Source organism: Halalkalibacterium ligniniphilum, assembly GCF_000334155.1.
In the GTDB taxonomy this organism is placed as follows: domain Bacteria; phylum Bacillota; class Bacilli; order Bacillales; family Bacillaceae_D; genus Halalkalibacterium; species Halalkalibacterium ligniniphilum.
In genome coordinates, this window is the sequence record NZ_ANNK01000079.1 from 14,014 (window position 1) to 38,343 (window position 24,330).

Below are 24,330 nucleotides of genomic sequence, written 5' to 3' on the forward strand. Positions count from 1 at the left end.
TTGTCGTTTGAATTTACGTTGCAAAAAGTACTGGAGCTAAAAGAACGTCAAAAAATGGAACTAGAAGCTCAATATACAGAAGCAACGAAAATCTTTGAGGATGTGGCAACGAGGCTTTACAATCTATTAAAACAAAAAGAAGAGTACGAAGCCCAAGCACGTACGAAGATTAGCCAAGGAACCTCCATTTTTGAATTGCAGCAAAGTGAAACTTCTTTATTACGATTTCAACGTGAGATTGAGAAGCAGCAGCGAACAACACATCTTGCAAGGGAGCGAATGAAGCGGAAGGAGCTTGACTTGCAAGAAATGACCATTGAAATGAAAAAGTATGAAAAAATGAAAGAACGAAAATATGAAGAATATCTCTTGGAAGAAAAACGAATGGACCAGCAAGTCATGGATGAGCTGTCGATTCAATTATTTGTGAAACGTTGAAATTAGGTGAACCTTATGAGTGAAAACGAGAAAAGATATAGTAAGTTTCAATGGTTTTTCCTCGTTATCTTCATTCCAACGGTCTTTGCAGCAATCTTATTTGCTGTGATTATGTCAATTTTAGGTTTTAATGTCGTCGATCGTGCAAAAGAGATTGGAACGAACATTCCGTTCGTCTCAAGCTATTTTTCTGAGGAAGAAGAGGAAGAAGCAGTCGAAGAGGTGAACATCGAAGAATACGAGCAAACAATTTATGAGCAGCAGGCAGAGATCGAACGGCTTCAACAAGAGGTGACAGACAGGGATGAAGAAATTGCGACGATTCGAGCAGAACGAGATCAGCTTGAACAACGCTTAGAAATTGAGCAAGAACTTGCGAATCAATCTGAGCAAGAGCTAAAAAGTCTGGCACAAACCTATGAAGCAATGTCTGGGAAAAACGCAGCGAGTATTTTTGATCAAATGGATATTGATGAAGCGCTCCTTCACATGTCGCAATTGTCAACAGATGCTAGAGCTGATATTTTGTCGAAAATGGATCCAGAAAAAGCAGCCCAAATCTTAACAAGACTGGCTAGTCAATAATCGAAGTGACTAGAAAGGAGGTGAAAAAGAGATGATACCAGCTATGATGTTCCTACAAAATGCAGGCTCAAAAGCATTAATGACTACACCAGCAAGTAAAGCGCAACTGGCTGAACAGGCACAATCTAATACGGAATTTACTCATTTGCTTGGTGAATTATTATCCTCTGAAGAAGGACTTCAATTTCAAGGTCTACCTCTCAATGGCCTTCCTATGTTACTAACAAATGAAGTCGAAACCGAAGAAGGATTACAAGCTTTTTATGACTTATTAAACGAATGGGCTTATACTTCCGGTGATGTTCTTGCAAACGATACGGTAAAGGAAATGCTCGCACAGCTTCCGATCGAATGGCAATTAAACATTGAAGCAATGCTCCAGCAAAAAGAGCCTTTTACTTCAGAACAATTTCAGCAAGTAGGGATGGAGGAAGGTGTCCTTGCAGCCTTCTTTGTTCTCCTTCAAAGACAAAATCAACAAACATTCATACAAGGAGGAGCCTTCCAAGAAGTACAGCAGGAGATGATAAAACAATTGGAAAAAACCTTTCCGTTTTTACGTGGTCAAAGCGAACAGTCATTCGAAAAGTTGGCAAAGCATTGGATGGAGCAGGTGAAAGAGCTGTCTGAGAAAGCGCCTAGTTTGAAGTCAGATGTTGCAAGTTTTTTAGAAGCCATCCGTGGTGCAACTGGACGAGAGGAAGCTAAAACAGGATTTCCATTCCGTTTTATCCCACTAGAAACGGATGGGCGGCCTCAGCAAGGTCTGCAGCTTACACAAAATGGCCAAGAGCTTGGACAGGCGTTAAGTCGAACACAGCAGCAAGTCATTCATCTTGGAGAGCAGCAACCGAAAGAGGTGCAGCAGCAACAGTTTCTAAGACAATTTCAACAAATTCTCCAACGAGGAACGTTCACTCAGCTTCAAAATGGTGCGAGTCAATTAACGGTAAAGCTCTATCCTGAACATTTAGGGCGTCTCGACATTTTGTTAACAAAAGTGGGAGGAGCGATTGTTGCTAAAATTATGACCTCTACACAAATGTCGAAAGAGCTACTTGAATCCCAGCTTCATCAATTACGACATGCCTTCACGCAACAGCAGCTAAACGTCGACCGAGTTGAAGTAACACAGCAGCAACAATGGCTTCAACAGCAAGGAAAAGAGCAACAGCAACAACAGCAGCGTGAGCAACGACGCCATGATCAGCAACAGGAGCAGGAAGAACGAGCAACGTTTCGAGAATTTCTTGAAGAATTGACCTTTGATGAACAGGTCTAGGAGTGATTAGATGTCAACCAACGGAATTAGTGAGTCATATTTTTATGAAAATAGACCCGCTCAAGAAAGGCAAACAGGCCAAAATGTTTTAGGGAAAGATGATTTTCTGCGTTTGCTATTGGCACAGCTTTCTAATCAGGATCCGTTGAATCCAATGGAGGATAGGGAATTCATTGCTCAAATGGCGCAGTTTTCGTCCTTAGAGCAAATGACAAATATGAGTAGTTCGATGCAAAGATTTGTCGATATGCAAATGAGCCAAACGCTTGTCCAGCATAGTGAACTCATTGGCAAAGAAGTAAAGTGGATGCGTTATGTTGATGTGGACGAATATCGGCAACATGTAGAGTATGCAGATAACCTTGTTACTTCCGTAAGGCGGGAAGGGAATGGGACCATTCGTCTCCAGCTAGATGATGGTCGTTGGATTAGCAGTGAACAGCTAGTTCAAGTAAGCAAAGCAGCCGATAAGAATGAAGAAAATAAAGGTGGACAAGAAGGAGCTGAGACAGGAGCTGTTTCTGAAGGAAAGGAGTAATGACGATTGGACCCACGAATTGGTTCAACCTCCATCCATTCGCTTCAACAGCTTCATGCGTTAAAGAAGCGACCGCAGATTAGAGAAAAACAGATAGAAACTTTTTCCAATCTATTGCAGGCAGAGCTTGCAAAGCCTGAAAAATTGAAACTAAGCAAGCATGCTGAACAGCGAATGGAAGCAAGAGGTATCACCATGACAGAGGCAACTTGGATGCGGATTTCAAAGAAAGTCGCGGAAGCGAAGGACAAAGGGCTCCAAGAAACTCTCGTGCTAACAAATGAAGCAGCACTCGTTGTAAGTGCAAGAAATCAAACGGTCATAACCGCATTAGATCGACAGGAAGCAAAGGACCAAATTTTCACGAACATCAATGGTACGATTATCATTGACGAATAAAAGAGAAGTACGGCTGGACCGAAAGGAAGCCGAGGCTGTGGAATGATAGAAGCAGCCGCCGAAAAAAAGGAGGAACTAAACGATGTTACGTTCAATGTACTCAGGAATTGCTGGAATGCGAAATTTCCAAACGAAGCTAGACGTTATTGGTAACAACATTGCGAACGTTAATACTTTTGGCTATAAAAAAGGACGGACGACCTTTCAAGATATGGTCAGTCAGCAAATTGCAGGAGCCAGTGCTCCGGGCGCAGGCCGTGGTGGTGTGAATCCAAGGCAGGTTGGCTTAGGGATGCAGCTTGCTTCCATCGATACGATCCATACTCAAGGAAGTTTACAAAATACGAACCGCGAACTTGATTTAGGTATATCTGGAAATGGATATTTTCAAGTTCAAGATGGGGGAACGACTTACTATACTAGAGCTGGAAACTTTTATTTGGATCAAAATGGAGCAATTGTTAATTCTAATGGTCTTTTCTTACAAGGAGTGAATGGAAATATAACCATACCCGCTACTGCACAAAGCTTTAGTATCGGTCAAGATGGGGTGGTTAGATATATTTCTGGAGAAGGAGCAAACGAAGGTGAACTAGTAGTGGCAGATACAATTGAACTGGCGTATTTTGCAAACCCTGAAGGCTTAACAAAAGAAGGTACAAATCTTTATCAAGTTTCAGCTAACTCAGGACCTGCACAAACAGCAACACCTGGAAATAACGGAACAGGAGTATTAGTCGCTGGTACGCTTGAAATGTCCAATGTGGACCTTTCAGAAGAGTTCACGGAGATGATTGTCGCACAGCGTGGTTTCCAAGCGAATACGAGAATTATCACAACATCAGATGAAATTTTACAGGAGCTTGTTAACTTAAAACGTTAAGTAAAAAGGGTACATGATGTGCTCAAGCAACATTATCTTATGATAAGGAGGTTTGGGCTAGGTAGACTCCTAGCCCTTCCTATTTTCCTATGATTAAATTAACACGTCTTAACGGACAAACGTTTCTTCTTAATGCTATGTTAATCGAACAGGTTGAATCTTTTCCAGATACGACAATTACGCTGACAAGTGGAAAGAAAATTGTTGTTCGAGATGATTTAGAAGATGTATTAAATAAAATCAACCAACGTTTTCAACAAATAGGACTTATCGCAACTCATCTTAAAGATGTGGAGGGCTCGTAATTGTTTAAAAATAAACTTGTAAACATCATGCTCATCATACTCATTGCGTTAACGTTGGTCGGAGTTGTATCCGTTGTGCTTGTGAATCAGTTTCGTGCCGAAGTTAACCCATATGCTGAACCAACGATTGACGATATTGTCTCCTTGTCGTTTGAGACAGAGGAAATTACGACAAATTTACGTTCCAATGATTTTGTTCGCGCAAAGTTTTTGATCCATGTGGACAACAAAAATGCCTTGGAGGAAATTCAAAAGCGTGATTTCCAAGTGGAAAACATTATTATTCGTAGTTTAGCTGGAAAAGAAGCGACAGATTTAGTCGGTCCAGAGGGGATTGACACTCTTGAAGCTGAGCTTCAAGAAGAGATTAATCGCTTGATGCAAACCGGTGCTGTCGTAAAAGTTTATACGACGCAGTGGGTTGTTCAATAAATGAAACAGGTAAGATTGCACAGATTGAGAGGTGAGCCTCTTGGCTGACATTTTGTCACAAGGTGAGATTGATGCCTTGCTATCGGCACTTTCTACTGGAGAAATGGATGCTGATGAACTAAAAAAAGAGGAACTTGAAAAGAAAATAAAGGTCTACGATTTTAAGCGTGCGTTGCGCTTTTCTAAAGACCAGATTCGGAGCATTTCAAGAATCCACGAAAATTTTGCGAGATTGCTTACGACTTATTTTTCTGCACAACTTCGCACCTTTGTTCAAATTTCGGTTGCGTCCGTTGACCAATTGCCTTATGAAGAGTTCATTCGCTCTATTCCGACAATGACGATATTGAATGTTTTTGAACCGGCACCACTCGATGGGCGCTTCTTAATGGAAGTGAATCCAAACATTGCCTACGCAATGCTTGACCGCTTACTCGGTGGAAAAGGGGTTAGTATCAATAAAGTTGAAAATTTAACGGAAATTGAGACAAGAATCATGTCCCAATTATTTATGCGGACGCTTGATAGCTTTCAAGATGCATGGAGTTCCGTCATTGAGCTTGATCCAATCATGTCAGATATTGAAGTCAATCCACAGTTTTTACAAATGGTTTCGCCGAATGAAACGGTCGTTGTGATATCACTGTCTACAACCATTTCTGAAACGTCAGGCATGATCAATATTTGTTTGCCTCATGTTGTGTTAGAGGATATTTTACCTAAGCTTTCCGTGCATTACTGGATGCAGGAAAAGAAAAAGCAACGGCAAGCTGGTGAACAAGAGGCGATTGAACGGAAAGTACGTCAAGCACCTTTACTCGTTCAAGCAGAGCTAGGCCGTTCGGAAATAACAATTCAAGAATTTCTCCAATTAGATGTAGGAGATGTAATTGAGCTTAATCAACCAATTAATCAACCATTACAAGTAAATGTCGGCGGCTGGAAGAAATTCCTAGCACAGCCAGGCAAATTGAAAAATCACGTTGCTGTCCAGGTGACAGAGGTGATTGAGGAGGCGGAATACGATGAATGACGATATGCTGTCCCAAGATGAAATTAATGAGCTATTAAAAGGAGTCGGAGCAGACGATGACGACCAAGTAGAGGATACTGAGCAATCTACTGCTGCAAAGACATTACAAGTGACAGACTATCTTTCTGAGGTAGAACAAGATGCATTAGGAGAAATTGGGAACATCTCATTTGGAAGTGCTGCAACGGCGCTGTCTACGTTATTAAATCAAAAAGTTGATATTACGACACCTCATGTTACAGCGATTAGCCGCAACCTGTTAGAAAATGAATTTCCCCATCCGCATGTTGCTGTACACGTAGAGTATACTGAAGGCTTTGAAGGTATGAATTTACTCGTGATTAAAACAAAGGATGCAGCCATTATTGCTGATCTTATGCTTGGAGGAGATGGAACAAATCCGTCAGAAGATATGAGTGAAATGCATGTGAGTGCTGTCCAAGAAGCAATGAATCAAATGATGGGTTCAGCGTCCACATCAATGTCCACTGTGTTCAACAAAAAAGTTGATATTTCTCCACCTGGCATTGATTTAATGGATATTCGAAATGATGAAGGAACGGGGAATCTTCCACAAGACGATATTTTAATTAAAGTATCATTTCGTCTAAAGGTTGGTGAATTGATTGATTCAACAATTATGCAGCTTGTGACGGTTCCGTTTGCCAAATCATTGGTGGAAGACCTTATGAACCCTGGTGGTGAACAAGTGGAACAACAGATGCAAATGAATGAGGCGGCTGCAACAATGGCTGTGGAACCACAAACTCCGCACCAACCAGAACCACAAACCCAGGCGATGTACGGTCAAGAAAGTCGTCAGGATTATCCAGTACCTGAAGAGCCGCCGCAGCAACCACAATATGAGCAACGTACACAGCAACAGCTAGGCTCACCATACCAACAGCGCCATGTTAATGTACAGCCTGCAGCTTTTTCAAGCTTTGAGGTACCTGAGCTATCAGCATCAGAAGCAAAAAATCTTGATATGCTCCTAGATATACCACTTCAAGTAACGGTTGAGCTTGGACGAACAAAGCGTTCGATTAAAGAAATTCTCGAATTTAGTCAAGGTTCAATTATCGAGCTGGATAAATTGGCAGGTGAGCCTGTGGATATATTAGTAAATCAAAAGCTTATTGCTAAAGGTGAAGTCGTCGTGATTGATGAAAACTTCGGTGTCCGGGTCACAGATATTGTGAGTCAAGAAGATCGAATTCGGAAGCTGAAATAGTCTTGTTAGAAAGGGTGACATAAAGCAGATGGGACAGAAAATTTTAATCGTAGACGATGCATCTTTCATGCGCATGATGATTAAAGATATTTTGTCAAAAAATGGGTTCGATGTCGTAGGTGAGGCAATAGATGGAGCACAAGCTGTTGAAAAATATAAGGAGCTTTCTCCAGATCTTGTTACGATGGACATTACGATGCCAGAAATGGATGGTATTACAGCATTAAAAGAAATCAAAGCGTATGACCCAAATGCTAAAGTGATTATGTGCTCTGCCATGGGGCAGCAAGCGATGGTGATTGATGCCATTCAAGCTGGGGCAAAAGATTTTATTGTGAAACCATTTCAAGCGGACCGGGTCTTAGAAGCGATTAAGAAAACATTAGGTTGAGATGGAACGCTGAAAGGGTGAAAGGTATTGTTAGGTAAAATTGGCTTGTTTTTCCTTATGGCGTGTCTCTTTTTCATCCAGCCAACCGTTTTTGCAGAGGATGTAGATTGTTCAACTGTGTCGGGTTCTTTACTTGAAGAATGTCAAAATCAAGCAGACGAAGGAACCACGACGGGACCGGCATTTGGTACGAATGAAGAAGAGCCCCAGGAAGCCGGGGCTGCTCTTCCGGATCAAAATGTTTTTGTGTTGTTTATGCAAATGTTCGGTGCACTTGCTATCGTTATCGCTCTTATATTTATTATCTTTCGTTTCATTAATAAGCGCACACGATCGTTTCGAACGACACAGATTCTGCAAAATGTTGGCGGTGTTCCACTCGGGGCCAATCGCTCTGTACAATTGGTTAAAGTGGGGGATCGATTACTCGTGGTCGGTGTTGGTGAAACGATACAATTGCTAAAAGAGATTGAAGATGAGAGTGAAAAAGAGAAGATTCTTACAGGGCAACAAGAAATGTTTGACAGTTTGAATGATCCGCTTTCTAATGTGACGAAATGGATACAAGGACGCGTGAAGAAAAGTAAAACGTCTCCTTACCATGAACGAACAAAAACAGATGAACAACAGGCGTTTAAGCACGTACTTTCTAAACAGCTTACTAATGTTACTGAGTCACAAGAACGCATTCGTAAAGCATTAAGGGAGAAGGACAAATCATGATGGAACATTCGTTTATCCTTTCATTAACGCAAATTCCAGGCATAGATCCGAACTTATTTTCGGATGATCCGGCAAGCGTGGCAACAACGATTCAATTGTTGCTCGTGTTAACGGTACTGTCCTTAGCTCCAAGCATTTTAATTATGATGACGTCATTCATTCGAATTGTCATTGTCCTTTCATTTGTACGAATGGGACTCGCAACTCAAACGATGCCGCCAAATCAAGTGATCATTGGGATTGCTTTATTTCTTACCTTCTTTATTATGGCTCCTGTATTTGCCCAAGTGAATGAACAGGCTTTGACACCATTTTTAGATGGTGAGCTTGAACAGGAGGAAGCATTTGATCTAGCTGTTGCACCAATGAAAGAGTTTATGGCAAATCATACAAGGGAGAAAGACTTAGCTTTATTTATGGGGTATGCAGGACTTGAACGTCCAGAATCGCTAGAGGATGTACCGCTTACCGCCCTTGTTCCAGCCTTTGCCATTAGCGAACTTAAAACTGCGTTTCAGATTGGTTTTCTTATTTTTATACCGTTCCTTGTTATTGACATGATTGTGTCAAGTGTGTTGATGGCAATGGGAATGATGATGCTTCCACCAATTATGATTTCATTGCCATTTAAAATCCTACTGTTTGTTCTAGTGGATGGTTGGTATTTAGTCGTCCAATCGTTGTTGTTGAGCTTTAATTAGAGGGTGATACGGATGAGTACTGAATTTGTTTTGAGCATAGCGGAAAGAGGGGTATGGATCGTTCTTATCGTTTCTGGCCCACTATTAATCGTTGCGTTAGCCCTTGGTCTAATCGTTAGTATTTTTCAGGCCACAACACAAATCCAAGAACAGACATTGGCATTTATTCCGAAAATTGTAGGTGTTTTAGCATGTCTTGTTATTTTCGGGCCGTGGATGCTATCACACTTAATGAACTTTACTTATTATATTTTTAGTAATCTTCATAGGTTTATTGGATGATGACTGAGTTAGTAAATTTGTTACCGAGTTTTTTGCTAGTGTTTATTCGAATTCTTGCGTTTTTAACGGTTATGCCGATTTTTTCGTATCGTAATATTCCGGCAACATTTAAAGTTGGTCTTGCATTGTTTCTTGCTTGGATCTTGGTTTTTACCCTTGATATAGAAATTATTAACATTGACACGACATACTTTTTACTCATCATTAAAGAAGTTCTCGTAGGCTTAATGATCGGGCTATTAGCCATGGTTTTGCTCTATGCGATACAAACCGCAGGGGCGTTAATGGACATTAAAATTGGCTTTTTAATTGCGAATATTGTTGACCCCCAAACTGGGGCCCAAAGCCCGCTAATTGGAGGGTATCTTTATACAGTTGCCTTGCTCTTTTTGCTTGTGACAAATGGACATCACCTTCTTATCGATGGGATTTTTTATAGCTATCAATTTATTCCGTTGGATCAAGTATTTCTCCCATTTGGAAATGAAGCTGTGATTGACCATGTTACGTCAACGCTTAATTTAATGTTTATCATCGCTTTTCAAATGGCGTTCCCTATCGTCGGATCTTTGTTTCTTGTCGATGTGGCACTTGGACTCGTTTCAAGAGCTGTCCCGCAAATGAATGTCTTTGTCGTTGGGATGCCATTAAAAATTTTAGTAGGCTTGCCGCTTCTAATGATTTATATGGGTGTTTTTTTTATGGCAGTTGAACAATTGTTTAAACAAATTCTTGTCACGATGCGGACATTAATGCAACTTTTAGGAGGCGTCTAGAGGTATGTCGTTTCTTCGGATGGATTTGCAGCACTTTGCCCAAGAAAAAACCGAGAAGGCGACACCAAAAAAACGTCAAGATTCTCGGAAAAAGGGTCAAGTTCCAAAAAGTACAGATGTGAATACTGCGATTATTTTACTTGCTGTCTTTTTATTTTTATGGCTTTTTGGAGGGACCCTTTTTGGAGATAAATTGCTTAGCATGCTTCGTCACACGTATCAAACTTATTTATTGATGGATGTGACAGTGACAAATGTTGAGACTGTTTTATACGAAGTGACAATGGAGGCTTCTATGGTCATGCTACCACTACTAGGTATTGTCATGGTGGCAGGGATTTTTTCAAGCTTTATTCAGGTTGGAGCACTATTTACAACTGAACCTTTACATATGAAGCTTTCAAAACTCGACCCGATAAAAGGTGCGAAACGTATTTTCTCAACACGTGCACTTGTTGAGTTTTTAAAATCAATGTTGAAGATTAGTTTAACGGGCGTAGCTGCCTTTTCCATTCTTTGGTTTAGCCTTGAGGATGTCATGCTTTTATCGCAGAAAAGTGTGGAGACAGGCTATTATGAAATTTCACAGTTAACTGCAATGCTAGGCATTGCAGTTGCTGTCATATTGCTTATTCTATCCATTCCAGATTATTTATATCAACGCTACGACCATGAAAAACAAATTCGAATGTCGAAGCAAGACGTGAAGCAAGAGCATAAAAACATGGAAGGTGATCCGAAAATTAAATCGAAGCGAAAGCAAAAGCAAATGGAGATGGCGATGCACCGGATGATGCAAGAGGTTCCGAAAGCGGATGTTGTAATCACCAATCCGACTCATTATGCAGTAGCTCTTCGTTATGATGAAGCGAAAATGGATGCACCTGTAGTGATTGCAAAGGGCGTTGATTATTTGGCATTGAAAATCAGAGGGATTGCCGAAAAGCAAGAGATTATTACAGTTGAGAATAAACCACTGGCTCGTGCTTTATATGCACAAGCTGACATTGGTGATCAGGTGCCTGAAGATTTATTTAAAGCTGTAGCAGAAGTCCTTGCCTATGTATACCGATTAAAGAATCAGCTTGTTAAATAATTTTTTGTAATGTTAGGGGAGAAGATCGTGGGAGCAAGAGATTTATCCGTACTTTTAGGTGTTATCTTGATTGTCATCATGTTGATCATACCGCTACCACCATTATTATTAGACTTTTTAATTCTAACGAATATATCTCTTGCTTTGATCATTATTCTCGTGGCGATGAACACAAGAGAGCCGTTACAATTTTCAATTTTTCCTACCTTACTCCTACTCGTTACCTTATTTCGCCTCGGGTTAAATGTTTCCACTACCCGTGCGATCTTAGCAAATGGAGATGCAGGGAATGTAATTGAAACGTTTGGACATTTTGTTGTTGGTGGAAATGCTCTCGTTGGTTTTGTCGTCTTTATCATTTTAATTGTCATTCAATTTATTGTCATTACAAAAGGTGCGGAACGTGTTTCAGAAGTAGGAGCCCGTTTCACGCTTGATGCGATGCCAGGAAAACAGATGAGTATTGATGCAGACCTTAATGCCGGAATGATTTCTGATGCTGAGGCAAAAGAGCGCCGTGAAAAAATTGAAAAAGAAGCCGATTTTTACGGCTCAATGGACGGGGCAAGTAAATTTGTAAAAGGGGATGCCATTGCGGGGATTATCATTGTCCTTATCAACATAATTTTCGGGATCATCGTCGGGATGATGCAAATGGGAATGGACTTTGGAACCGCTGTGAGTACCTTCACCCTTTTAACAATAGGGGACGGTCTTGTCAGTCAAATTCCTGCACTGCTTATCTCTACAGCAACTGGTATTGTCGTGACAAGGGCCGCATCAGACGGAAACTTGAGTCATGATGTAACAAAGCAGCTGTTTGCTTATCCGAAAATGCTATATGTAGCGGCTGGAACGATCTTTTTATTGGGAGTCGTCACCCCAATTACAAAAACATTGACGTTTCTTATTGCTGGTATTTTAGCTTTTGGAGGCTATCAGCTATCGAGACAAGAGCAGAAAACGGTCATGGAACAAGAAAGCGATCATGAGGAGGAAGAGACAGATGATATGAAATCTCCTGAAAGTGTCGTTAATTTGTTGCAAATTGACCCGATTGAGTTTGAATTTGGCTACGGGTTAATTCCATTGGCTGATGCTAACCAAGGTGGGGATTTATTAGACCGTGTCGTTATGATTCGACGGCAAATGGCACTTGAGCTTGGTATGGTTGTTCCTGTTATTCGAATTCGTGATAATATTCAGCTTCAACCAAATGAATATACGATTAAAATAAAAGGAAACGAAATCGCGAGAGGAGAGCTTCTTCTTGATCATTATATGGCCATGAGTCCAGGAGTAGAGGATGAAAGCATCATTGGTATAGACACAGTTGAGCCAGCTTTCGGTATGCCAGCTCTCTGGATTGGTGAAGAAATGAAAGAACAGGCTGAGCTTTCAGGATATACGGTTGTTGATCCGCCTTCTGTTGTTTCCACGCACTTAACGGAGGTTATTAAACGACATGCCCATGAGCTACTTGGTCGCCAAGAAACAAAACAGCTTGTTGATCATTTGAAAGAATCGTATCCAGCTTTAGTCGAAGAAGTGACACCGAATACCCTTTCCATTGGTGAAATTCAAAAGGTATTGACGAAATTATTAAAAGAGGGCATTTCCATTCGAAATTTACCGGTCATCTTTGAAACGCTCGCTGATTATGGACAAATGACAAAGGATATGGATCTTGTTACAGAATATGTGCGACAAGCTCTATCACGGCAAATTTCAAAACAATTTATATCACCTGGCGAACCTTTGTATGTGATAACGTTAGCTGGCGCAGTTGAAAAAGCGATTGCAGATGGAGTACAACAAACGGAGCATGGAAACTTTGTTTCGATGGACCCGAATATGTCTCAAAAGATTCTTGAAGCAGCTGCAAGTGAAACGGATCGTCTTGCCCAAATGGGACAAGTACCAATCATCCTATGCTCACCGGCTGTGCGGATGTATGTCCGTCAATTATTTGAGCGCTATTTGGCCCATGTTCCGATTTTATCTTATAACGAGCTTGAACCAGATGTAGAAGTGCAAAGTGTCGGGGTGGTGAATGTAGATTGAAGGTAAAAAAATATGTCGTCGCGTCAATGAGTGAAGCGATGCAAAAAATTAGAACAGAATTAGGGGAAGATGCGGTCATCCTTAATTCAAAGGAAATTGAAACCGGGGGAATTCTCGGTTTCTTTACAAAAAAGCAGCTTGAAGTCATTGCTGCAATCGATCCGGTTCGTGTCGAACCTAGACGGACGCCGAGAGCGGTTAAACCGAAACAAATTACCCATCATCTTAACCCTGAGCCTGGCCAGACAAATCAGGCTCTACTGGATGAAATTCAACAGTTGAAAAAGCTGATTCAAGGAATAAATGAACAATCTTCAAAAGCATTGCAAGACTATCCTGAACCATTTCAATCTGTGGACCAAATGCTTTTTGAGCAAGAAGTTTCTGAAATGATTCGCTTAGAGATTATGAAATATTTGCTAAATTCATGGTACAATCAAGAGAGAGCCATAACTGAAAAACCGACAAAGGATACACTCCTTCAACAGGCTCGAGGGTATTTGAAAAAAGAACTTTCTCCCATTTCGGTAGGAGGAATTTCTTATCAAAAGCAATTTGTGAACATTGTCGGTCCAACAGGTGTAGGGAAAACAACAACGATCGCGAAGCTAGCAGCCCATAGTGTCTTAAAAAAGCAAAAAAAGGTTGCTTTAATCACGACTGATACGTATCGGATTGCAGCGGTAGAGCAGCTGAAAACCTATGCTAAAATTTTGAACATTCCGCTAGAGGTGGCTTATTCAATTGATGATTTTAAAAAAGCGAAAGAGCTTTTTCAGCATTATGATCTTGTCCTTGTTGATTCAGCTGGGCGAAATTTTCGCAACTCGCTCTATGTAGAGGAGCTTGCGAAGATTATTGATTTTCACACTGAAGCAGAAAATTACCTTGTGTTATCCTTGACGTCAAAGTATCGGGATATGAAGGCGATTATTGAACAATTTTCCCTCATCCCGCTTCAACGGATTGTGTTCACAAAGAAGGATGAGACTGTCAGCTATGGCGCAGTGCTGAATGTTATGCTAGAGCAAGGAAAAGGTGTCGCTTATTTAACAAATGGACAGAACGTACCAGATGATATTATGGAAGTAGATCGAGACATGATCATTGAACTCATTTTAGGGGCAGAGAACGATGAATGACCAAGCAGAAAGTTTACGACGGATAATGAATGAATCGTCACAGACTGAAGCAAAAGTTATTGCTGTGGTAAGTGGCAAGGGCGGTGTCGGTAAGTCCAATGTTTCGTTGAATTTTGCCATTGCTTTGGCGAAAAGAGGGAAGCGTGTCGCTGTCATTGACCTTGATATAGGTATGGCAAATTTAGACATCCTAATGGGCTTACAGCCAAGCTATCATATTGTTGACATGATTGAACGAGAGCTGACCATTTGGGACATTGCTGAAGCTGGACCTGAAGGAATCTACTATATTGCAGGTGGCTCTGGGCTTTCAACGCTTGTAAAGTTGAATGAAGAGAAAATTCAACGATTTCTTCAGCAGCTCGAATCAGCAGCGAAATCATTTGATTATATATTTCTTGATATGGGTGCTGGTGCCACAGCTGAAAGTCTCCAGTTTATTTTAGCAGCTCATGAGGTTTTTGTCGTTACGACTCCTGAACCAACATCAATTACAGATGCTTATGCAATGGTGAAATACATTCATCAGCAAGGGGAGGATTCTACCCTTTCTCTTCTTGTAAACCGAGCTGATTCGAAACAAGAAGGAGAGCGAACAGCGGCGAATTTCCAGCGTGTCGTCAATCATTTTTTAGCAAAGGAGATGCGTTTGTTAGGTTACCTTCCGCAGGATCATGAAGTGATCAGAGCAGTAAAGGCCCAAACACCTTTTCTCCTTTTTAATCCAAAAGCAAAAAGCAGTGTCGCCATTGAAGACATTGCAGCCGCCTATCTTGGTTTAGATAAAAGCTTGGAACATAAGGGCTTAAACTCATTTATGTCAAGGCTGCGCCGCTTTTTTCGCTAATAAATAAAAATATGTGTGAATCATTTTAAGAGGGGGGAGATTATGAACAATCAGAGGATACATGTACTTGTGGTCGATGATTCAGCTTTTATGCGAAAGGTGATTAGCGAGATGCTTGAATCAGATGAACGCATACGTGTTGTTGGGACAGCTAGAAACGGAGAAGAAGCCTTAAAAAAAAGAGCTGAACTACAACCTGATGTCATCACCCTTGATGTTGAAATGCCGGTAATGGGCGGGATAGAAACGCTTAAGAGATTAATGAGTGAAGCTCCGTGTCCAGTCATTATGCTAAGTAGTACGACAAAAGAAGGGGCAGAACATACATTGCTGGCCATGGAACTAGGAGCTTTTGATTTCATTGCAAAAACATCAGGTCCGATTTCTCTGGACCTTCAAAAAGTTCAATCTTCCCTTATAGACAAAGTCATTCATGCAGCGAAAGCTAAGATACAACCACTTGGCGCTCCTCAGCCTAATGTGGAAAAAAGCATGATACATGTCAATCAGCGTCTTCAAGGCGAGAAAACTTTGGTTGCAATTGGCACGTCAACTGGAGGACCGAAAGCGTTAAAGGAAGTGTTAACACGCTTCCCGAAAGATATCAATGCGCCTATTTTGGTTGTCCAGCATATGCCACCAGGATTTACTCAATCGTTGGCGGTGAGGCTTGACAGTCTATCATCGATAAAAGTCAAAGAAGCAAGTGATGGGGAGCTTCTTGAAAACGGAGTTGCGTATATCGCACCAGGTGGTTATCATCTTACGGTGAAAAATGTTGGGAATGAGCTTTCTATTAAGTTGAACCAATTAGAACCAAGAAGGGGCCACCGTCCCTCTGTTGATGTTATGCTAGAATCGCTAGCTGAATTAAGTGGTTTTAAAAAGATTGTTGCGATTTTGACAGGAATGGGTTCCGATGGTACAGAAGGTCTGATTAAAATGAAGAAACAAGGTTCATGCTACGCAATCGCAGAGTCAGAGGAGTCTTCCATTGTTTTTGGGATGCCGAAAGCAGCGATTCAATCAAACCAGGTCGATGAGGTCGCCCATTTGCAAACCATCGCATCAAGCATTATGAGGCAATGCTAACAAAAGGACTAGGAGGTGATGAGTTGGATTTTTTAGAAAGATTAAAACCATATCATTTAGATGTGTTAAAAGAAATAGGAAACATTGGCGCAGGGCATGCAGCCACTGCCCTTTCGCAGCTCTTAGGAAAAACGATTGACATGAAAGTGCCGGATGTTCGTGTCATTTCCTTTCAAGAAATAACAGATTTGGTTGGTGGGAGTGATGTCATTGTTGCGGGAACCTTTTTAAGAATAGAGGGTGACGTTCCAGGAAGCATGTTTTTTATGGTTCCTATTACAGAAGCAGAGGTCCTTATTCAACGGTTAACGGGGAATAAGAGCTTTCAATTGCAGCAGCCTCCATATGAGGAAATGGGTATTTCCGCTCTTCAAGAAGTTGGGAACATTTTGGCTGGTTCCTATCTTTCATCCCTTTCTGATTTTACAAAATTAAACCTTCAACCTACCGTTCCAGGACTAAGCATCGATATGGCTGGTGCAATTTTAAGCTATGGTCTGATTCCTCTTTCGCAAGTTGGGGACACAGCGATTGTCATTGATACACATATTACTGAAATTCGAGAGTCTCACAAAGCGGCGGGTCATTTCTTTTTATTGCCAGATCCTGATTCGTTTGATATTCTTTTTTCCTCATTAGGAGTTGACACGAATGGCTGAAGTCATAAAAGTAGGCATGGCAGATTTAAATGTAGCAATTGCCCCCGATACGATTCGAACTTCAGGGCTAGGGTCTTGTGTTGGTGTTATTTTATATGATGAACAATCGAAAATCGCAGGCATGGCTCATGTCATGCTGCCTGATTCAACAATCGGAAGACAGACGAAGCTCAATCGTGCAAAATATGCAGATACTGCGTTAGATAATTTAATTGAAGAACTAGTAAAAGCAGGAGCGAATGTCCAAGCGATGAAAGCGAAAATTGCTGGCGGCGCGCAAATGTTTTCATTTTCATCGGCAAACGAAATGATGAGAATTGGACCAAGAAACGTAGAAGCAGTGAAGAAAAAATTAGCGGAGCTTCACATTCCCATTGTAGCCGAGGATGTAGGTGGCAATAGTGGACGTACGATCGAATTTGACCCAGTGACGAGGCTGCTTCGTATTCGGACTGTAAGTCAAGGAGTGAAGGAGTTATGAGACTAGCTGGCTCATGGGTGATTAACCTTCTTTTTGCATTGGTGGCAGGATTCATTATTTTTATCGGAAATGTGACGATTAATTTAATGTCTACAGCCCTAACAAGAACTGCATTTGCAATGGCTGGTTGTTTTATCATCGCCTATGGATTTCGCTGGCTTTGGGCCATCGCTTTTCATGAGGAAAATAAGTATGCGCCTGAAGAGGATTCTACTGAGATAAAAAATGCCGTAGAGGCCACTAGTCAAGACGAAAAATTGAACCATTCTGAACAAGAGGAACCACTTCAAGCAAAACCCACCCCAACCTTATCGGATGAAGAGACGGAGAAGACAGCGGCCTACGTGAAAGAGCTATTGGACACAAAGTAAAGTGAAGGAGGAAGCGTTATGGCCCACACTTCAACAAGGGCAGATGAAAAACTGTGGAAAGATTGGTTAACAAAACGAAGTTCGGATGCCTGTGATGGTCTCATCCGTCTTTATCTTCCTCTTGTTCAGTATCATGTTCAGCGAATTTCTGTCGGCTTACCTCGAAATGTAGATAAGGATGATTTGATAAGTCATGGCATGATTGGGCTTCTTGATGCATTGGAAAAGTTTAACCCTGATCGTGACTTGAAGTTTGATACCTATGCATCTTTTCGAGTCAGAGGCGCGATCTTAGATGGACTTCGAAAAGAGGATTGGCTTCCCCGCTCTCTGAGGGAAAAAGTGAAAAAGGTTGAAGCAGCCACAGAGCAATTAGAACAGCGTCATGGGCGTTATGTTAAAGTAGAAGAGGTTGCGGAGGCATTAGGAATGGACGAGCATGAGATCGCACAAGTAATGACAGAAAGCCTTGTCGCAAATATGCTTTCCATGGATGAACGAACACATGATACAGAACGTGAGGAAACGTATGCCTCGTCCATTGAAGACAAACAAACCTTAACACCTGAACAGGCAATCGTAGATGCTGCCACAAAAGAAGAGCTGGCAAATGTCATTTCTTTGCTGAGTGAGAAAGAACAGCTTGTAATTAGCTTATTTTATTTTGAAGAATTAACGTTAACTGAAATTGGACACATCTTAAATCTATCGACTTCTAGAATTTCGCAAATTCATTCAAAAGCACTGTTTCGCTTGCAACAAGTGATGAAACGGACGAGTGAATGAGAAAGATTTAGATAAAATAGAAAAGGAATGGAAATCGATGGCTGAATTAGGACATTATTTCGAAGTAAACGTTTCTGAAGATAAAATGATGGCAACGATTATCCAGTTCAACGATCTCAAAGAAGATGATAGAGTAACAGAGGGTGAAATCAAACAATTTCTTCGTGAACAAGGGGTTGTTCATGGGCTTGTTGAAGCTGAAATAGAGAAATTAGTTAATGGGGCTCCTTCGCTACATGTTACTCGTGTTATTGCTAACGGGGATGCCCCTATCAATGGAACGGATGCTTTTTTAGAGACGGTTCAATTTCAAAAGAAAATCCGAGACGTTGATTCAAACCAGCCGATTGATGTAAAGGATTTATTGACGATTCCTGAAGTGAAACAAGGGGAAATGGTCGGTCGAAAAGTCCCTGCAACAGCGGGTACGAATGGGAAAAATGTTTTAGGTGCAGAAATCGAAGCAAAACCAGGTAAAGATTTCAAGCTACGACCAGGGAAAAATACTCGTGTCGATGAAGAGGGGCTACGTCTTTACGCCCTTGTCCACGGCCAAATGAGTATCAATCAAAACGTGATCCATGTTTACCCTGTTTATGAGGTAAAAGGAGATTTAGATTTGAAAACAGGGAATATCTCCTTTATTGGTAACGTTAACATTCAGGGGAATGTTCCTGCAGGCTTTGAAGTGAAGGCAAAAGGTGACATCCGTGTTAATGGAACGGTGGAAAGCGCTACCTTAGAGGCGGAGGGATCAATTTTTGTCGGGGCTGGAATTGTTGGACAAGGCAAAGGGAAGATTATCGCAAAAGGAAATCTCCACACAACGTTTATTAACCAAGGGAACGTAGAAGTTGAAGGGGATATAGAGGTTGCTCAATCGATTTTACATAGCAACTGTACAGCTGGTGGTCGAATTCTTTGCATAAAAGGGAAAGGTAATATTGCCGGAGGGTCTATCTCAGCTGGAGCGTCCATTCATGCAAAAGAGATCGGAAACACGATGCAAACAAAAACATTGCTGTTTGTAGGAGCAAGACAAAAATGGCTCGACCGTGAAAGTGAGCTGAAGCAACAGGTTAACCAAGGGGACAAGGAGATGGCAAAGCTTTCGACACTATTGAAAGCAATCGTTGCAAAAGAAGAACAGGCGGGCTTAACGGCAAGCGAACGTGTACAAAAATTACGGGTTCGAAACGCAATGAAGGTGTTAGCAGAGTCCCTTGACACCGCAAAAGAAGAACTAGTAGCTTTAAAGGAGAAACTAAATATAAACGAACACGGGCTCGTCCTTGCTGATCAAGCATTGCACCAAAATGTAGAGATACACTTTGGGAAATATCGTCGTAGAATTTTATCTAAACATGAATATGTTCGAGTAGCACTTTTAAATAGTGAAATTACGTTAAGTCCTCAATAAACTGGGAGGGTTAATGATGAGTATTCGACCGATTGAATGGCAAGGTGCTTATCCTCGTTCTCAGGATGCAGGGAAGTTGCAAGAACAATTACAGCAACGTGGACAAGTGGGACAAGAAATTATTTCCCAACAGCTGCGTGAAGAAGAAAAAGCAAAGCGGAAGCAAGTACATGAGACGGATGAGACAGATATGGCGAGGCTTCGTGATAAAGAGAAGGGTAACGAGCAAAGCCGTCAAGAACAGGAAAAAGGGAACCGAAAGCATGAAAACCATGCAGAGAGTCAAGCTAAACACCCCTTCAAAGGTAAGTTTATTGATTTTTCTGGCTGAAAAGAAGGGATGAACAATGATAACAGGATTAGTCGTCATAAGCCTTCTCCTGCATGGCGTCACAATGTTATGGATTTTAACGCTGATGCAAAAGCAATCAGCTCGTGATGCGAGCGAGGAGCTAGAGGCATATAAAAAAGAAATTGAAGATGTTTTAATGGCGTATATAACGGAAATAAAAGAAGAAAATGAGCGTTTGGTCAAAGAGCTTGAAGAGAGAGCGAATCGAAAAGGCAGCCAAGTAGATGAACATTCTATGGAGGCTCTTGATGCTGCTACGCCAACGATTGTGAGGACGGAAAAAGAGCCCAAGCCGCTTTCATCAAAGAGGGTTCAGGCTTCAAAGAGCCTACAATCGTCCAAAACAACGGTGAACGAGCCACAAGATGACGCCTACGGAGATTATAAACCTCCTTTCGTTGATGAGTCCGGCGAAGATGTGTTATATGAACAATCAGAGACAAGTCGTGTCCTAGCCCTTGCAAAACAAGGCTATGATGTTGAGGCGATTGCCAAGAAATTAAAAATGGGCAAAGGGGAAGTAGAATTACTATTAAAATTTTATGGGTAAATCACGACTTTCTCTTGCCTTCACTTATGCATTGTGGTATATTAATCCACGGTGTTAATCACACACGCCTCTGATTTAGGCAAAGGTGCTGAACTGACAGTCTTGCTTAAATATGATGAGAGCGGAGGACAAAAAACCATTTTAAAGGAGGTGTTGGATGTGGCAGTTATTTCCATGAAGCAATTATTAGAAGCTGGGGTACACTTCGGTCACCAAACTCGTCGTTGGAACCCAAAAATGGATCGCTACATCTTCACAGAACGTAACGGAATTTACATCATCGATTTACAAAAAACAGTTAAGAAAGTTGAAGAAGCGTATAACTTTGTACGTGACTTGGCTGCTGATGGTGGGAAAATTCTATTCGTTGGTACAAAAAAACAAGCACAAGATTCCGTTAAGGAAGAAGCTGCTCGTTGTGGCATGTACTTCATTAACCAACGTTGGTTAGGTGGTACATTAACAAACTTTGAGACAATCCAAAAGCGTATTTCACGTCTTAAGGAACTCGAAAAAATGCAGGAAGATGGAACGTTTGAAGTTCTACCTAAAAAAGAAGTTATCCTTCTTAACAAAGAAATGGAACGTCTTGAAAAGTTCTTAGGTGGAATCAAAGAGATGAAGAACCTTCCAGACGCATTGTTTGTTATTGACCCTCGTAAAGAACGCATTGCGATTGCGGAAGCTCATAAATTGAACATCCCAATCGTTGCGATTGTTGATACAAACTGTGATCCAGATGAAATTGATTATGTTATCCCAGGTAACGACGATGCAATTCGTGCCGTAAAACTTCTAACAGCTAAAATGGCAGACGCTGTAATCGAAGCAACTTCTGCTGAGGTAGAAGATGTTGAGGCAGCGGAAGAAGAAGAAACAACAACGGCTTAATTTTATTTGCTCTCGGAAAGGGTGGTAAAGGGGAGTTACCCTTTATCACCTTTTTTTAAAGCTTTATGTCATTGGTGGAAAGTTATGGTTAAAGTTAGAAAAATTAGTACATAGTATCATTAAGGAGGAAGATAAACATGGCAGTTACAGCTAGCATGGTAAAAGAATTGCGCGAAAGAACAGGCGCTGGAATGATGGACTGTAAAAAAGCATTAACTGAAACAAATGGAGATATGGAAAAGGCGATTGACCTTCTTCGCGAGAAGGGAATTGCGAAGGCTTCGAAAAAAGCGGATCGTGTTGCAGCTGAAGGTCTTGCATATGTGAAATCTGAAGGAAACAAAGCAATTATTGTTGAAGTGAATTCAGAAACGGATTTCGTGGCAAAGAATGAAAACTTCCAAAATCTTGTGGCTGAGCTAGCTTCCCACCTTCTTTCACAAAGTCCTACTTCAGTTGAAGAAGCTTTAGAGCAACCACTTAATGGTTCTAGTGAGACTGTACAAGAATACATCAATTCAGCGATTGCAAAAATTGGTGAAAAAATTTCGTTACGTCGCTTTGAAATCGTTGAAAAAGAAGACGGAGATGTGTTTGGGGAATACCTTCACATGGGCGGACGCATTGGTGTATTAACTGTTATTGGTGGTTCAAATGACACAGAGCTTGCGAAAGACATTGCGATGCACGTAGCCGCAATTAAACCTACGTATGTCACACGTGATGAAGTATCAAAAGAAGAGGTAGAGCGTGAGCGTGAAGTCTTAAAGCAGCAAGCGCTTAACGAAGGAAAGCCTGAGAACATTGTTGAAAAAATGGTAGAAGGCCGTCTAAGCAAATACTTTGAGCAAGTGTGCTTACTTGATCAACCATTTGTAAAAGATGGTGACCAAAAAGTTGGAAAGTACGTTCAAAACAAAGGAGCTTCTGTTAAGAGCTTTATTCGCTATGAAGTAGGCGAAGGTATGGAAAAACGTGAAGATAACTTTGCAGAAGAAGTTATGTCTCAAGTGAAGAAGTAAGAAAGAATAAGGGGCACAACGTGTCCCTTTTTTCAAGGTAATGGGCGAAATACTACTTCACAAAGGGGCTTGATGGGAAAAATGGGAAAATATAATCGAGTGGTGTTAAAATTAAGTGGAGAAGCATTAGCAGGAGAACAAGGATATGGCATTGATCCAGAAGTAATCCAGTCCATAGCTTCGCAAATTAAAGAAATTGTTGAGCTAGGTGTTGAAGTTGCTGTCGTTGTTGGTGGAGGAAACATTTGGAGAGGAATGGCAGGCAGCGCCAAAGGAATGGACCGGGCGACCGCTGATTATATGGGAATGCTTGCAACGGTGATGAATTCCCTTGCTCTTCAAGATAGCTTAGAAAATATTAATGTTCAGTCACGAGTACAAACATCGATTGAAATGAGACAAGTGGCGGAGCCTTATATTCGTCGCAAAGCGATTCGTCATTTAGAGAAAAAACGCGTGGTTATTTTTGCTGCAGGAACAGGTAACCCATATTTTTCAACAGACACAACAGCCGCGCTGCGAGCAGCGGAAATTGAAGCTGAAGTTATTTTAATGGCGAAAAATAAAGTGGACGGAGTATATAGCGCGGATCCTTCAATTGACGCTTCAGCAAAGAAATATACAACAATTTCTTATTTGGATGTTTTAAAAGAAGGACTAGCTGTCATGGATTCAACGGCCTCTTCTCTTTGTATGGATAATAATATACCGCTAATTGTTTTCTCAATTATGGATGAAGGTAATATTAAGAAGGCTGTACTTGGTGAAGAAATTGGAACAGTTGTAAGGGGGAATCAATAATGTCAAAGGAAGTTATCAATGATGCAAAAGAACGTATGCAAAAAGCGTTAGAAGCACTAAGTCGTGAATTAGCTAAGCTTCGAGCAGGTCGTGCTAACCCTGCACTTTTAGACCGTATCACAGTTGAATATTACGGTGCTGAGACTCCGTTGAATCAGTTAGCTACCATTACTGTACCAGAAGCTCGATTGCTTGTCATTCAGCCTTTTGATAAGTCGTCCATTGCAGATGTGGAGCGTGCAATTCAAAAGTCTGATTTAGGATTAACACCTTCAAATGATGGAACGGTTATCCGTATCTCAATCCCACCATTAACAGAAGAACGTCGTCGTGACCTAACAAAGCTTGTGAAAAAAGCAGCAGAGGATGCGAAGGTCGCTATTCGTAACATCCGTCGTGATGCAAATGATGAATTGAAAAAGCTACAAAAAGACGGAGAAATGACAGAGGATGATCTTCGCCGTGAAACCGATGAAGTGCAAAAACTAACAGATAAATTTATCGTTCAAGTTGATGAAACCGCAGAAAAGAAAGAAAAAGAAATCATGGAAGTATAAACAAAATCAAGGTAAAATAGAATTAATATAAGAGACCCTCTTATGATAGGGGGTTTTTTTACACTTATTGAGCGCATTTCATTTACGACCACTGATTGCATAATAATCAGCAGAGAATGGCAAGGATAAAAAGGTGCATCTTTGCATCTGCAACGTAGTTGGAGGGCTTATCATGCTTGAAAAATTTTCGAAATGGA

General features: G+C 41.1%; 31 protein-coding genes. All 31 read left to right on the forward strand.

What is annotated here, in order from left to right:
• The 31 genes from fliJ to frr all read left to right on the forward strand — a co-directional run bounded on the left by fliJ (window position 1) and on the right by frr (window position 24,133).
• The gene (gene fliJ, locus BLT_RS0108230) at window positions 1-438 is read left to right on the forward strand and encodes a flagellar export protein FliJ (RefSeq protein ID WP_017727312.1); all 438 of its coding nucleotides are present in this window, start codon (window positions 1-3) and stop codon (window positions 436-438) included.
• Between the two features lie 15 nt (window positions 439-453).
• The gene (locus BLT_RS0108235; RefSeq protein ID WP_017727313.1) at window positions 454-1,023 is read left to right on the forward strand and encodes a MotE family protein; all 570 of its coding nucleotides are present in this window, start codon (window positions 454-456) and stop codon (window positions 1,021-1,023) included.
• 31 nt (window positions 1,024-1,054) lie between these two features.
• Window positions 1,055-2,305, forward strand: coding sequence for a flagellar hook-length control protein FliK (locus tag BLT_RS0108240; protein WP_017727314.1), 1,251 nt, complete (start codon window positions 1,055-1,057; stop codon window positions 2,303-2,305).
• A gap of 10 nt (window positions 2,306-2,315) precedes the next feature.
• The gene (gene flgD / locus BLT_RS0108245) at window positions 2,316-2,843 is read left to right on the forward strand and encodes a flagellar hook assembly protein FlgD (RefSeq protein ID WP_017727315.1); all 528 of its coding nucleotides are present in this window, start codon (window positions 2,316-2,318) and stop codon (window positions 2,841-2,843) included.
• A gap of 6 nt (window positions 2,844-2,849) precedes the next feature.
• Window positions 2,850-3,242, forward strand: coding sequence for a TIGR02530 family flagellar biosynthesis protein (locus BLT_RS0108250; protein WP_017727316.1), 393 nt, complete (start codon window positions 2,850-2,852; stop codon window positions 3,240-3,242).
• An 82-nt stretch (window positions 3,243-3,324) separates the two neighbouring features.
• A complete protein-coding gene (flgG, locus tag BLT_RS0108255) occupies window positions 3,325-4,125 on the forward strand; it encodes a flagellar basal body rod protein FlgG (protein ID WP_017727317.1) in 801 nt (266 codons plus the stop codon).
• Window positions 4,126-4,214: 89 nt separating this feature from the next.
• On the forward strand, window positions 4,215-4,430 hold the full coding sequence (locus tag BLT_RS0108260; RefSeq protein WP_017727318.1) for a flagellar FlbD family protein: 216 nt from the start codon (window positions 4,215-4,217) through the stop codon (window positions 4,428-4,430).
• Complete coding sequence (gene fliL / locus BLT_RS0108265; protein ID WP_017727319.1) at window positions 4,431-4,862, forward strand: flagellar basal body-associated protein FliL; 432 nt, start codon at window positions 4,431-4,433, stop codon at window positions 4,860-4,862.
• 40 nt (window positions 4,863-4,902) lie between these two features.
• A complete protein-coding gene (fliM, locus tag BLT_RS0108270) occupies window positions 4,903-5,895 on the forward strand; it encodes a flagellar motor switch protein FliM (RefSeq protein WP_017727320.1) in 993 nt (330 codons plus the stop codon).
• Complete coding sequence (fliY, locus tag BLT_RS0108275) at window positions 5,888-7,129, forward strand: flagellar motor switch phosphatase FliY (RefSeq protein WP_017727321.1); 1,242 nt, start codon at window positions 5,888-5,890, stop codon at window positions 7,127-7,129. The genes fliM and fliY overlap by 8 nt, the downstream gene beginning before the upstream one ends.
• Window positions 7,130-7,157: 28 nt before the next feature.
• On the forward strand, window positions 7,158-7,520 hold the full coding sequence (locus tag BLT_RS0108280; protein ID WP_017727322.1) for a response regulator: 363 nt from the start codon (window positions 7,158-7,160) through the stop codon (window positions 7,518-7,520).
• 27 nt (window positions 7,521-7,547) lie between these two features.
• On the forward strand, window positions 7,548-8,243 hold the full coding sequence (locus BLT_RS21635; protein WP_017727323.1) for a flagellar biosynthetic protein FliO: 696 nt from the start codon (window positions 7,548-7,550) through the stop codon (window positions 8,241-8,243).
• Window positions 8,240-8,944 (forward strand): flagellar type III secretion system pore protein FliP, encoded by a 705-nt coding sequence (gene fliP, locus BLT_RS0108290; protein ID WP_017727324.1) that lies wholly within the window; start codon window positions 8,240-8,242, stop codon window positions 8,942-8,944. The genes BLT_RS21635 and fliP overlap by 4 nt, the downstream gene beginning before the upstream one ends.
• Before the next feature lie 12 nt (window positions 8,945-8,956).
• Window positions 8,957-9,226 carry a flagellar biosynthesis protein FliQ gene (fliQ, locus tag BLT_RS0108295; RefSeq protein WP_017727325.1) on the forward strand — a complete coding sequence of 90 codons (270 nt, stop codon included), beginning with the start codon at window positions 8,957-8,959 and terminating at the stop codon, window positions 9,224-9,226.
• Complete coding sequence (gene fliR / locus BLT_RS0108300; RefSeq protein ID WP_017727326.1) at window positions 9,226-10,002, forward strand: flagellar biosynthetic protein FliR; 777 nt, start codon at window positions 9,226-9,228, stop codon at window positions 10,000-10,002. Before fliQ ends, fliR begins: the two co-directional genes overlap by 1 nt.
• A gap of 4 nt (window positions 10,003-10,006) precedes the next feature.
• Entirely contained in the window at window positions 10,007-11,098 is a 1,092-nt protein-coding gene (flhB, locus tag BLT_RS0108305) for a flagellar biosynthesis protein FlhB (protein ID WP_017727327.1), read from the forward strand.
• Between the two features lie 27 nt (window positions 11,099-11,125).
• Window positions 11,126-13,162 (forward strand): flagellar biosynthesis protein FlhA, encoded by a 2,037-nt coding sequence (gene flhA, locus BLT_RS0108310; protein ID WP_017727328.1) that lies wholly within the window; start codon window positions 11,126-11,128, stop codon window positions 13,160-13,162.
• Entirely contained in the window at window positions 13,159-14,304 is a 1,146-nt protein-coding gene (gene flhF, locus BLT_RS0108315) for a flagellar biosynthesis protein FlhF (RefSeq protein WP_017727329.1), read from the forward strand. Before flhA ends, flhF begins: the two co-directional genes overlap by 4 nt.
• Window positions 14,297-15,151, forward strand: coding sequence for a MinD/ParA family protein (locus BLT_RS0108320; protein ID WP_017727330.1), 855 nt, complete (start codon window positions 14,297-14,299; stop codon window positions 15,149-15,151). The genes flhF and BLT_RS0108320 overlap by 8 nt, the downstream gene beginning before the upstream one ends.
• 42 nt (window positions 15,152-15,193) lie before the next feature.
• The gene (locus BLT_RS0108325) at window positions 15,194-16,243 is read left to right on the forward strand and encodes a protein-glutamate methylesterase/protein-glutamine glutaminase (RefSeq protein WP_017727331.1); all 1,050 of its coding nucleotides are present in this window, start codon (window positions 15,194-15,196) and stop codon (window positions 16,241-16,243) included.
• A gap of 23 nt (window positions 16,244-16,266) precedes the next feature.
• Entirely contained in the window at window positions 16,267-16,902 is a 636-nt protein-coding gene (locus BLT_RS0108330; protein WP_017727332.1) for a chemotaxis protein CheC, read from the forward strand.
• Window positions 16,895-17,383 (forward strand): chemotaxis protein CheD, encoded by a 489-nt coding sequence (locus BLT_RS0108335; RefSeq protein WP_017727333.1) that lies wholly within the window; start codon window positions 16,895-16,897, stop codon window positions 17,381-17,383. The genes BLT_RS0108330 and BLT_RS0108335 overlap by 8 nt, the downstream gene beginning before the upstream one ends.
• The gene (locus BLT_RS0108340) at window positions 17,380-17,754 is read left to right on the forward strand and encodes a hypothetical protein (RefSeq protein ID WP_017727334.1); all 375 of its coding nucleotides are present in this window, start codon (window positions 17,380-17,382) and stop codon (window positions 17,752-17,754) included. The genes BLT_RS0108335 and BLT_RS0108340 overlap by 4 nt, the downstream gene beginning before the upstream one ends.
• 18 nt (window positions 17,755-17,772) lie before the next feature.
• Window positions 17,773-18,540, forward strand: a complete 768-nt coding sequence (locus tag BLT_RS0108345) for a FliA/WhiG family RNA polymerase sigma factor (RefSeq protein ID WP_017727335.1) — start codon at window positions 17,773-17,775, stop codon at window positions 18,538-18,540.
• Complete coding sequence (locus BLT_RS0108350; RefSeq protein ID WP_017727336.1) at window positions 18,533-19,960, forward strand: DUF342 domain-containing protein; 1,428 nt, start codon at window positions 18,533-18,535, stop codon at window positions 19,958-19,960. The genes BLT_RS0108345 and BLT_RS0108350 overlap by 8 nt, the downstream gene beginning before the upstream one ends.
• 16 nt (window positions 19,961-19,976) lie before the next feature.
• Window positions 19,977-20,291 (forward strand): hypothetical protein, encoded by a 315-nt coding sequence (locus BLT_RS0108355; protein ID WP_017727337.1) that lies wholly within the window; start codon window positions 19,977-19,979, stop codon window positions 20,289-20,291.
• A gap of 16 nt (window positions 20,292-20,307) precedes the next feature.
• On the forward strand, window positions 20,308-20,862 hold the full coding sequence (locus BLT_RS0108360; protein ID WP_017727338.1) for a DUF6115 domain-containing protein: 555 nt from the start codon (window positions 20,308-20,310) through the stop codon (window positions 20,860-20,862).
• Between the two features lie 159 nt (window positions 20,863-21,021).
• Complete coding sequence (gene rpsB / locus BLT_RS0108365; RefSeq protein WP_026105037.1) at window positions 21,022-21,753, forward strand: 30S ribosomal protein S2; 732 nt, start codon at window positions 21,022-21,024, stop codon at window positions 21,751-21,753.
• Window positions 21,754-21,890: 137 nt separating this feature from the next.
• Window positions 21,891-22,775 carry a translation elongation factor Ts gene (tsf, locus tag BLT_RS0108370; RefSeq protein WP_017727340.1) on the forward strand — a complete coding sequence of 295 codons (885 nt, stop codon included), beginning with the start codon at window positions 21,891-21,893 and terminating at the stop codon, window positions 22,773-22,775.
• Window positions 22,776-22,856: 81 nt separating this feature from the next.
• Window positions 22,857-23,576: a UMP kinase gene (pyrH, locus tag BLT_RS0108375; protein WP_026105038.1), complete on the forward strand. Its 720-nt coding sequence runs from the start codon at window positions 22,857-22,859 to the stop codon at window positions 23,574-23,576.
• Window positions 23,576-24,133: a ribosome recycling factor gene (gene frr / locus BLT_RS0108380; RefSeq protein ID WP_017727342.1), complete on the forward strand. Its 558-nt coding sequence runs from the start codon at window positions 23,576-23,578 to the stop codon at window positions 24,131-24,133. Before pyrH ends, frr begins: the two co-directional genes overlap by 1 nt.
• The last annotated feature ends 197 nt before the right edge of the window (window positions 24,134-24,330 follow it).

Bases quoted from the DNA above. Each gene is read 5' to 3' on its own strand.
- BLT_RS0108235 (WP_017727313.1), top strand. From the start codon at position 454: ATGAGTGAAAACGAGAAAAGATATAGTAAGTTTCAATGGTTTTTCCTC.
- BLT_RS0108240 (WP_017727314.1), top strand. From the start codon at position 1,055: ATGATACCAGCTATGATGTTCCTACAAAATGCAGGCTCAAAAGCATTA.
- flgD (WP_017727315.1), top strand. From the start codon at position 2,316: ATGTCAACCAACGGAATTAGTGAGTCATATTTTTATGAAAATAGACCC.
- flgG (WP_017727317.1), top strand. From the start codon at position 3,325: ATGTTACGTTCAATGTACTCAGGAATTGCTGGAATGCGAAATTTCCAA.
- BLT_RS0108260 (WP_017727318.1), top strand. From the start codon at position 4,215: ATGATTAAATTAACACGTCTTAACGGACAAACGTTTCTTCTTAATGCT.
- fliY (WP_017727321.1), top strand. From the start codon at position 5,888: ATGAATGACGATATGCTGTCCCAAGATGAAATTAATGAGCTATTAAAA.
- BLT_RS0108280 (WP_017727322.1), top strand. From the start codon at position 7,158: ATGGGACAGAAAATTTTAATCGTAGACGATGCATCTTTCATGCGCATG.
- fliP (WP_017727324.1), top strand. From the start codon at position 8,240: ATGATGGAACATTCGTTTATCCTTTCATTAACGCAAATTCCAGGCATA.
- fliQ (WP_017727325.1), top strand. From the start codon at position 8,957: ATGAGTACTGAATTTGTTTTGAGCATAGCGGAAAGAGGGGTATGGATC.
- fliR (WP_017727326.1), top strand. From the start codon at position 9,226: ATGACTGAGTTAGTAAATTTGTTACCGAGTTTTTTGCTAGTGTTTATT.
- flhB (WP_017727327.1), top strand. From the start codon at position 10,007: ATGTCGTTTCTTCGGATGGATTTGCAGCACTTTGCCCAAGAAAAAACC.
- BLT_RS0108320 (WP_017727330.1), top strand. From the start codon at position 14,297: ATGAATGACCAAGCAGAAAGTTTACGACGGATAATGAATGAATCGTCA.
- BLT_RS0108325 (WP_017727331.1), top strand. From the start codon at position 15,194: ATGAACAATCAGAGGATACATGTACTTGTGGTCGATGATTCAGCTTTT.
- BLT_RS0108335 (WP_017727333.1), top strand. From the start codon at position 16,895: ATGGCTGAAGTCATAAAAGTAGGCATGGCAGATTTAAATGTAGCAATT.
- BLT_RS0108340 (WP_017727334.1), top strand. From the start codon at position 17,380: ATGAGACTAGCTGGCTCATGGGTGATTAACCTTCTTTTTGCATTGGTG.
- BLT_RS0108345 (WP_017727335.1), top strand. From the start codon at position 17,773: ATGGCCCACACTTCAACAAGGGCAGATGAAAAACTGTGGAAAGATTGG.
- BLT_RS0108355 (WP_017727337.1), top strand. From the start codon at position 19,977: ATGAGTATTCGACCGATTGAATGGCAAGGTGCTTATCCTCGTTCTCAG.
- BLT_RS0108360 (WP_017727338.1), top strand. From the start codon at position 20,308: ATGATAACAGGATTAGTCGTCATAAGCCTTCTCCTGCATGGCGTCACA.
- tsf (WP_017727340.1), top strand. From the start codon at position 21,891: ATGGCAGTTACAGCTAGCATGGTAAAAGAATTGCGCGAAAGAACAGGC.
- pyrH (WP_026105038.1), top strand. From the start codon at position 22,857: ATGGGAAAATATAATCGAGTGGTGTTAAAATTAAGTGGAGAAGCATTA.
- frr (WP_017727342.1), top strand. From the start codon at position 23,576: ATGTCAAAGGAAGTTATCAATGATGCAAAAGAACGTATGCAAAAAGCG.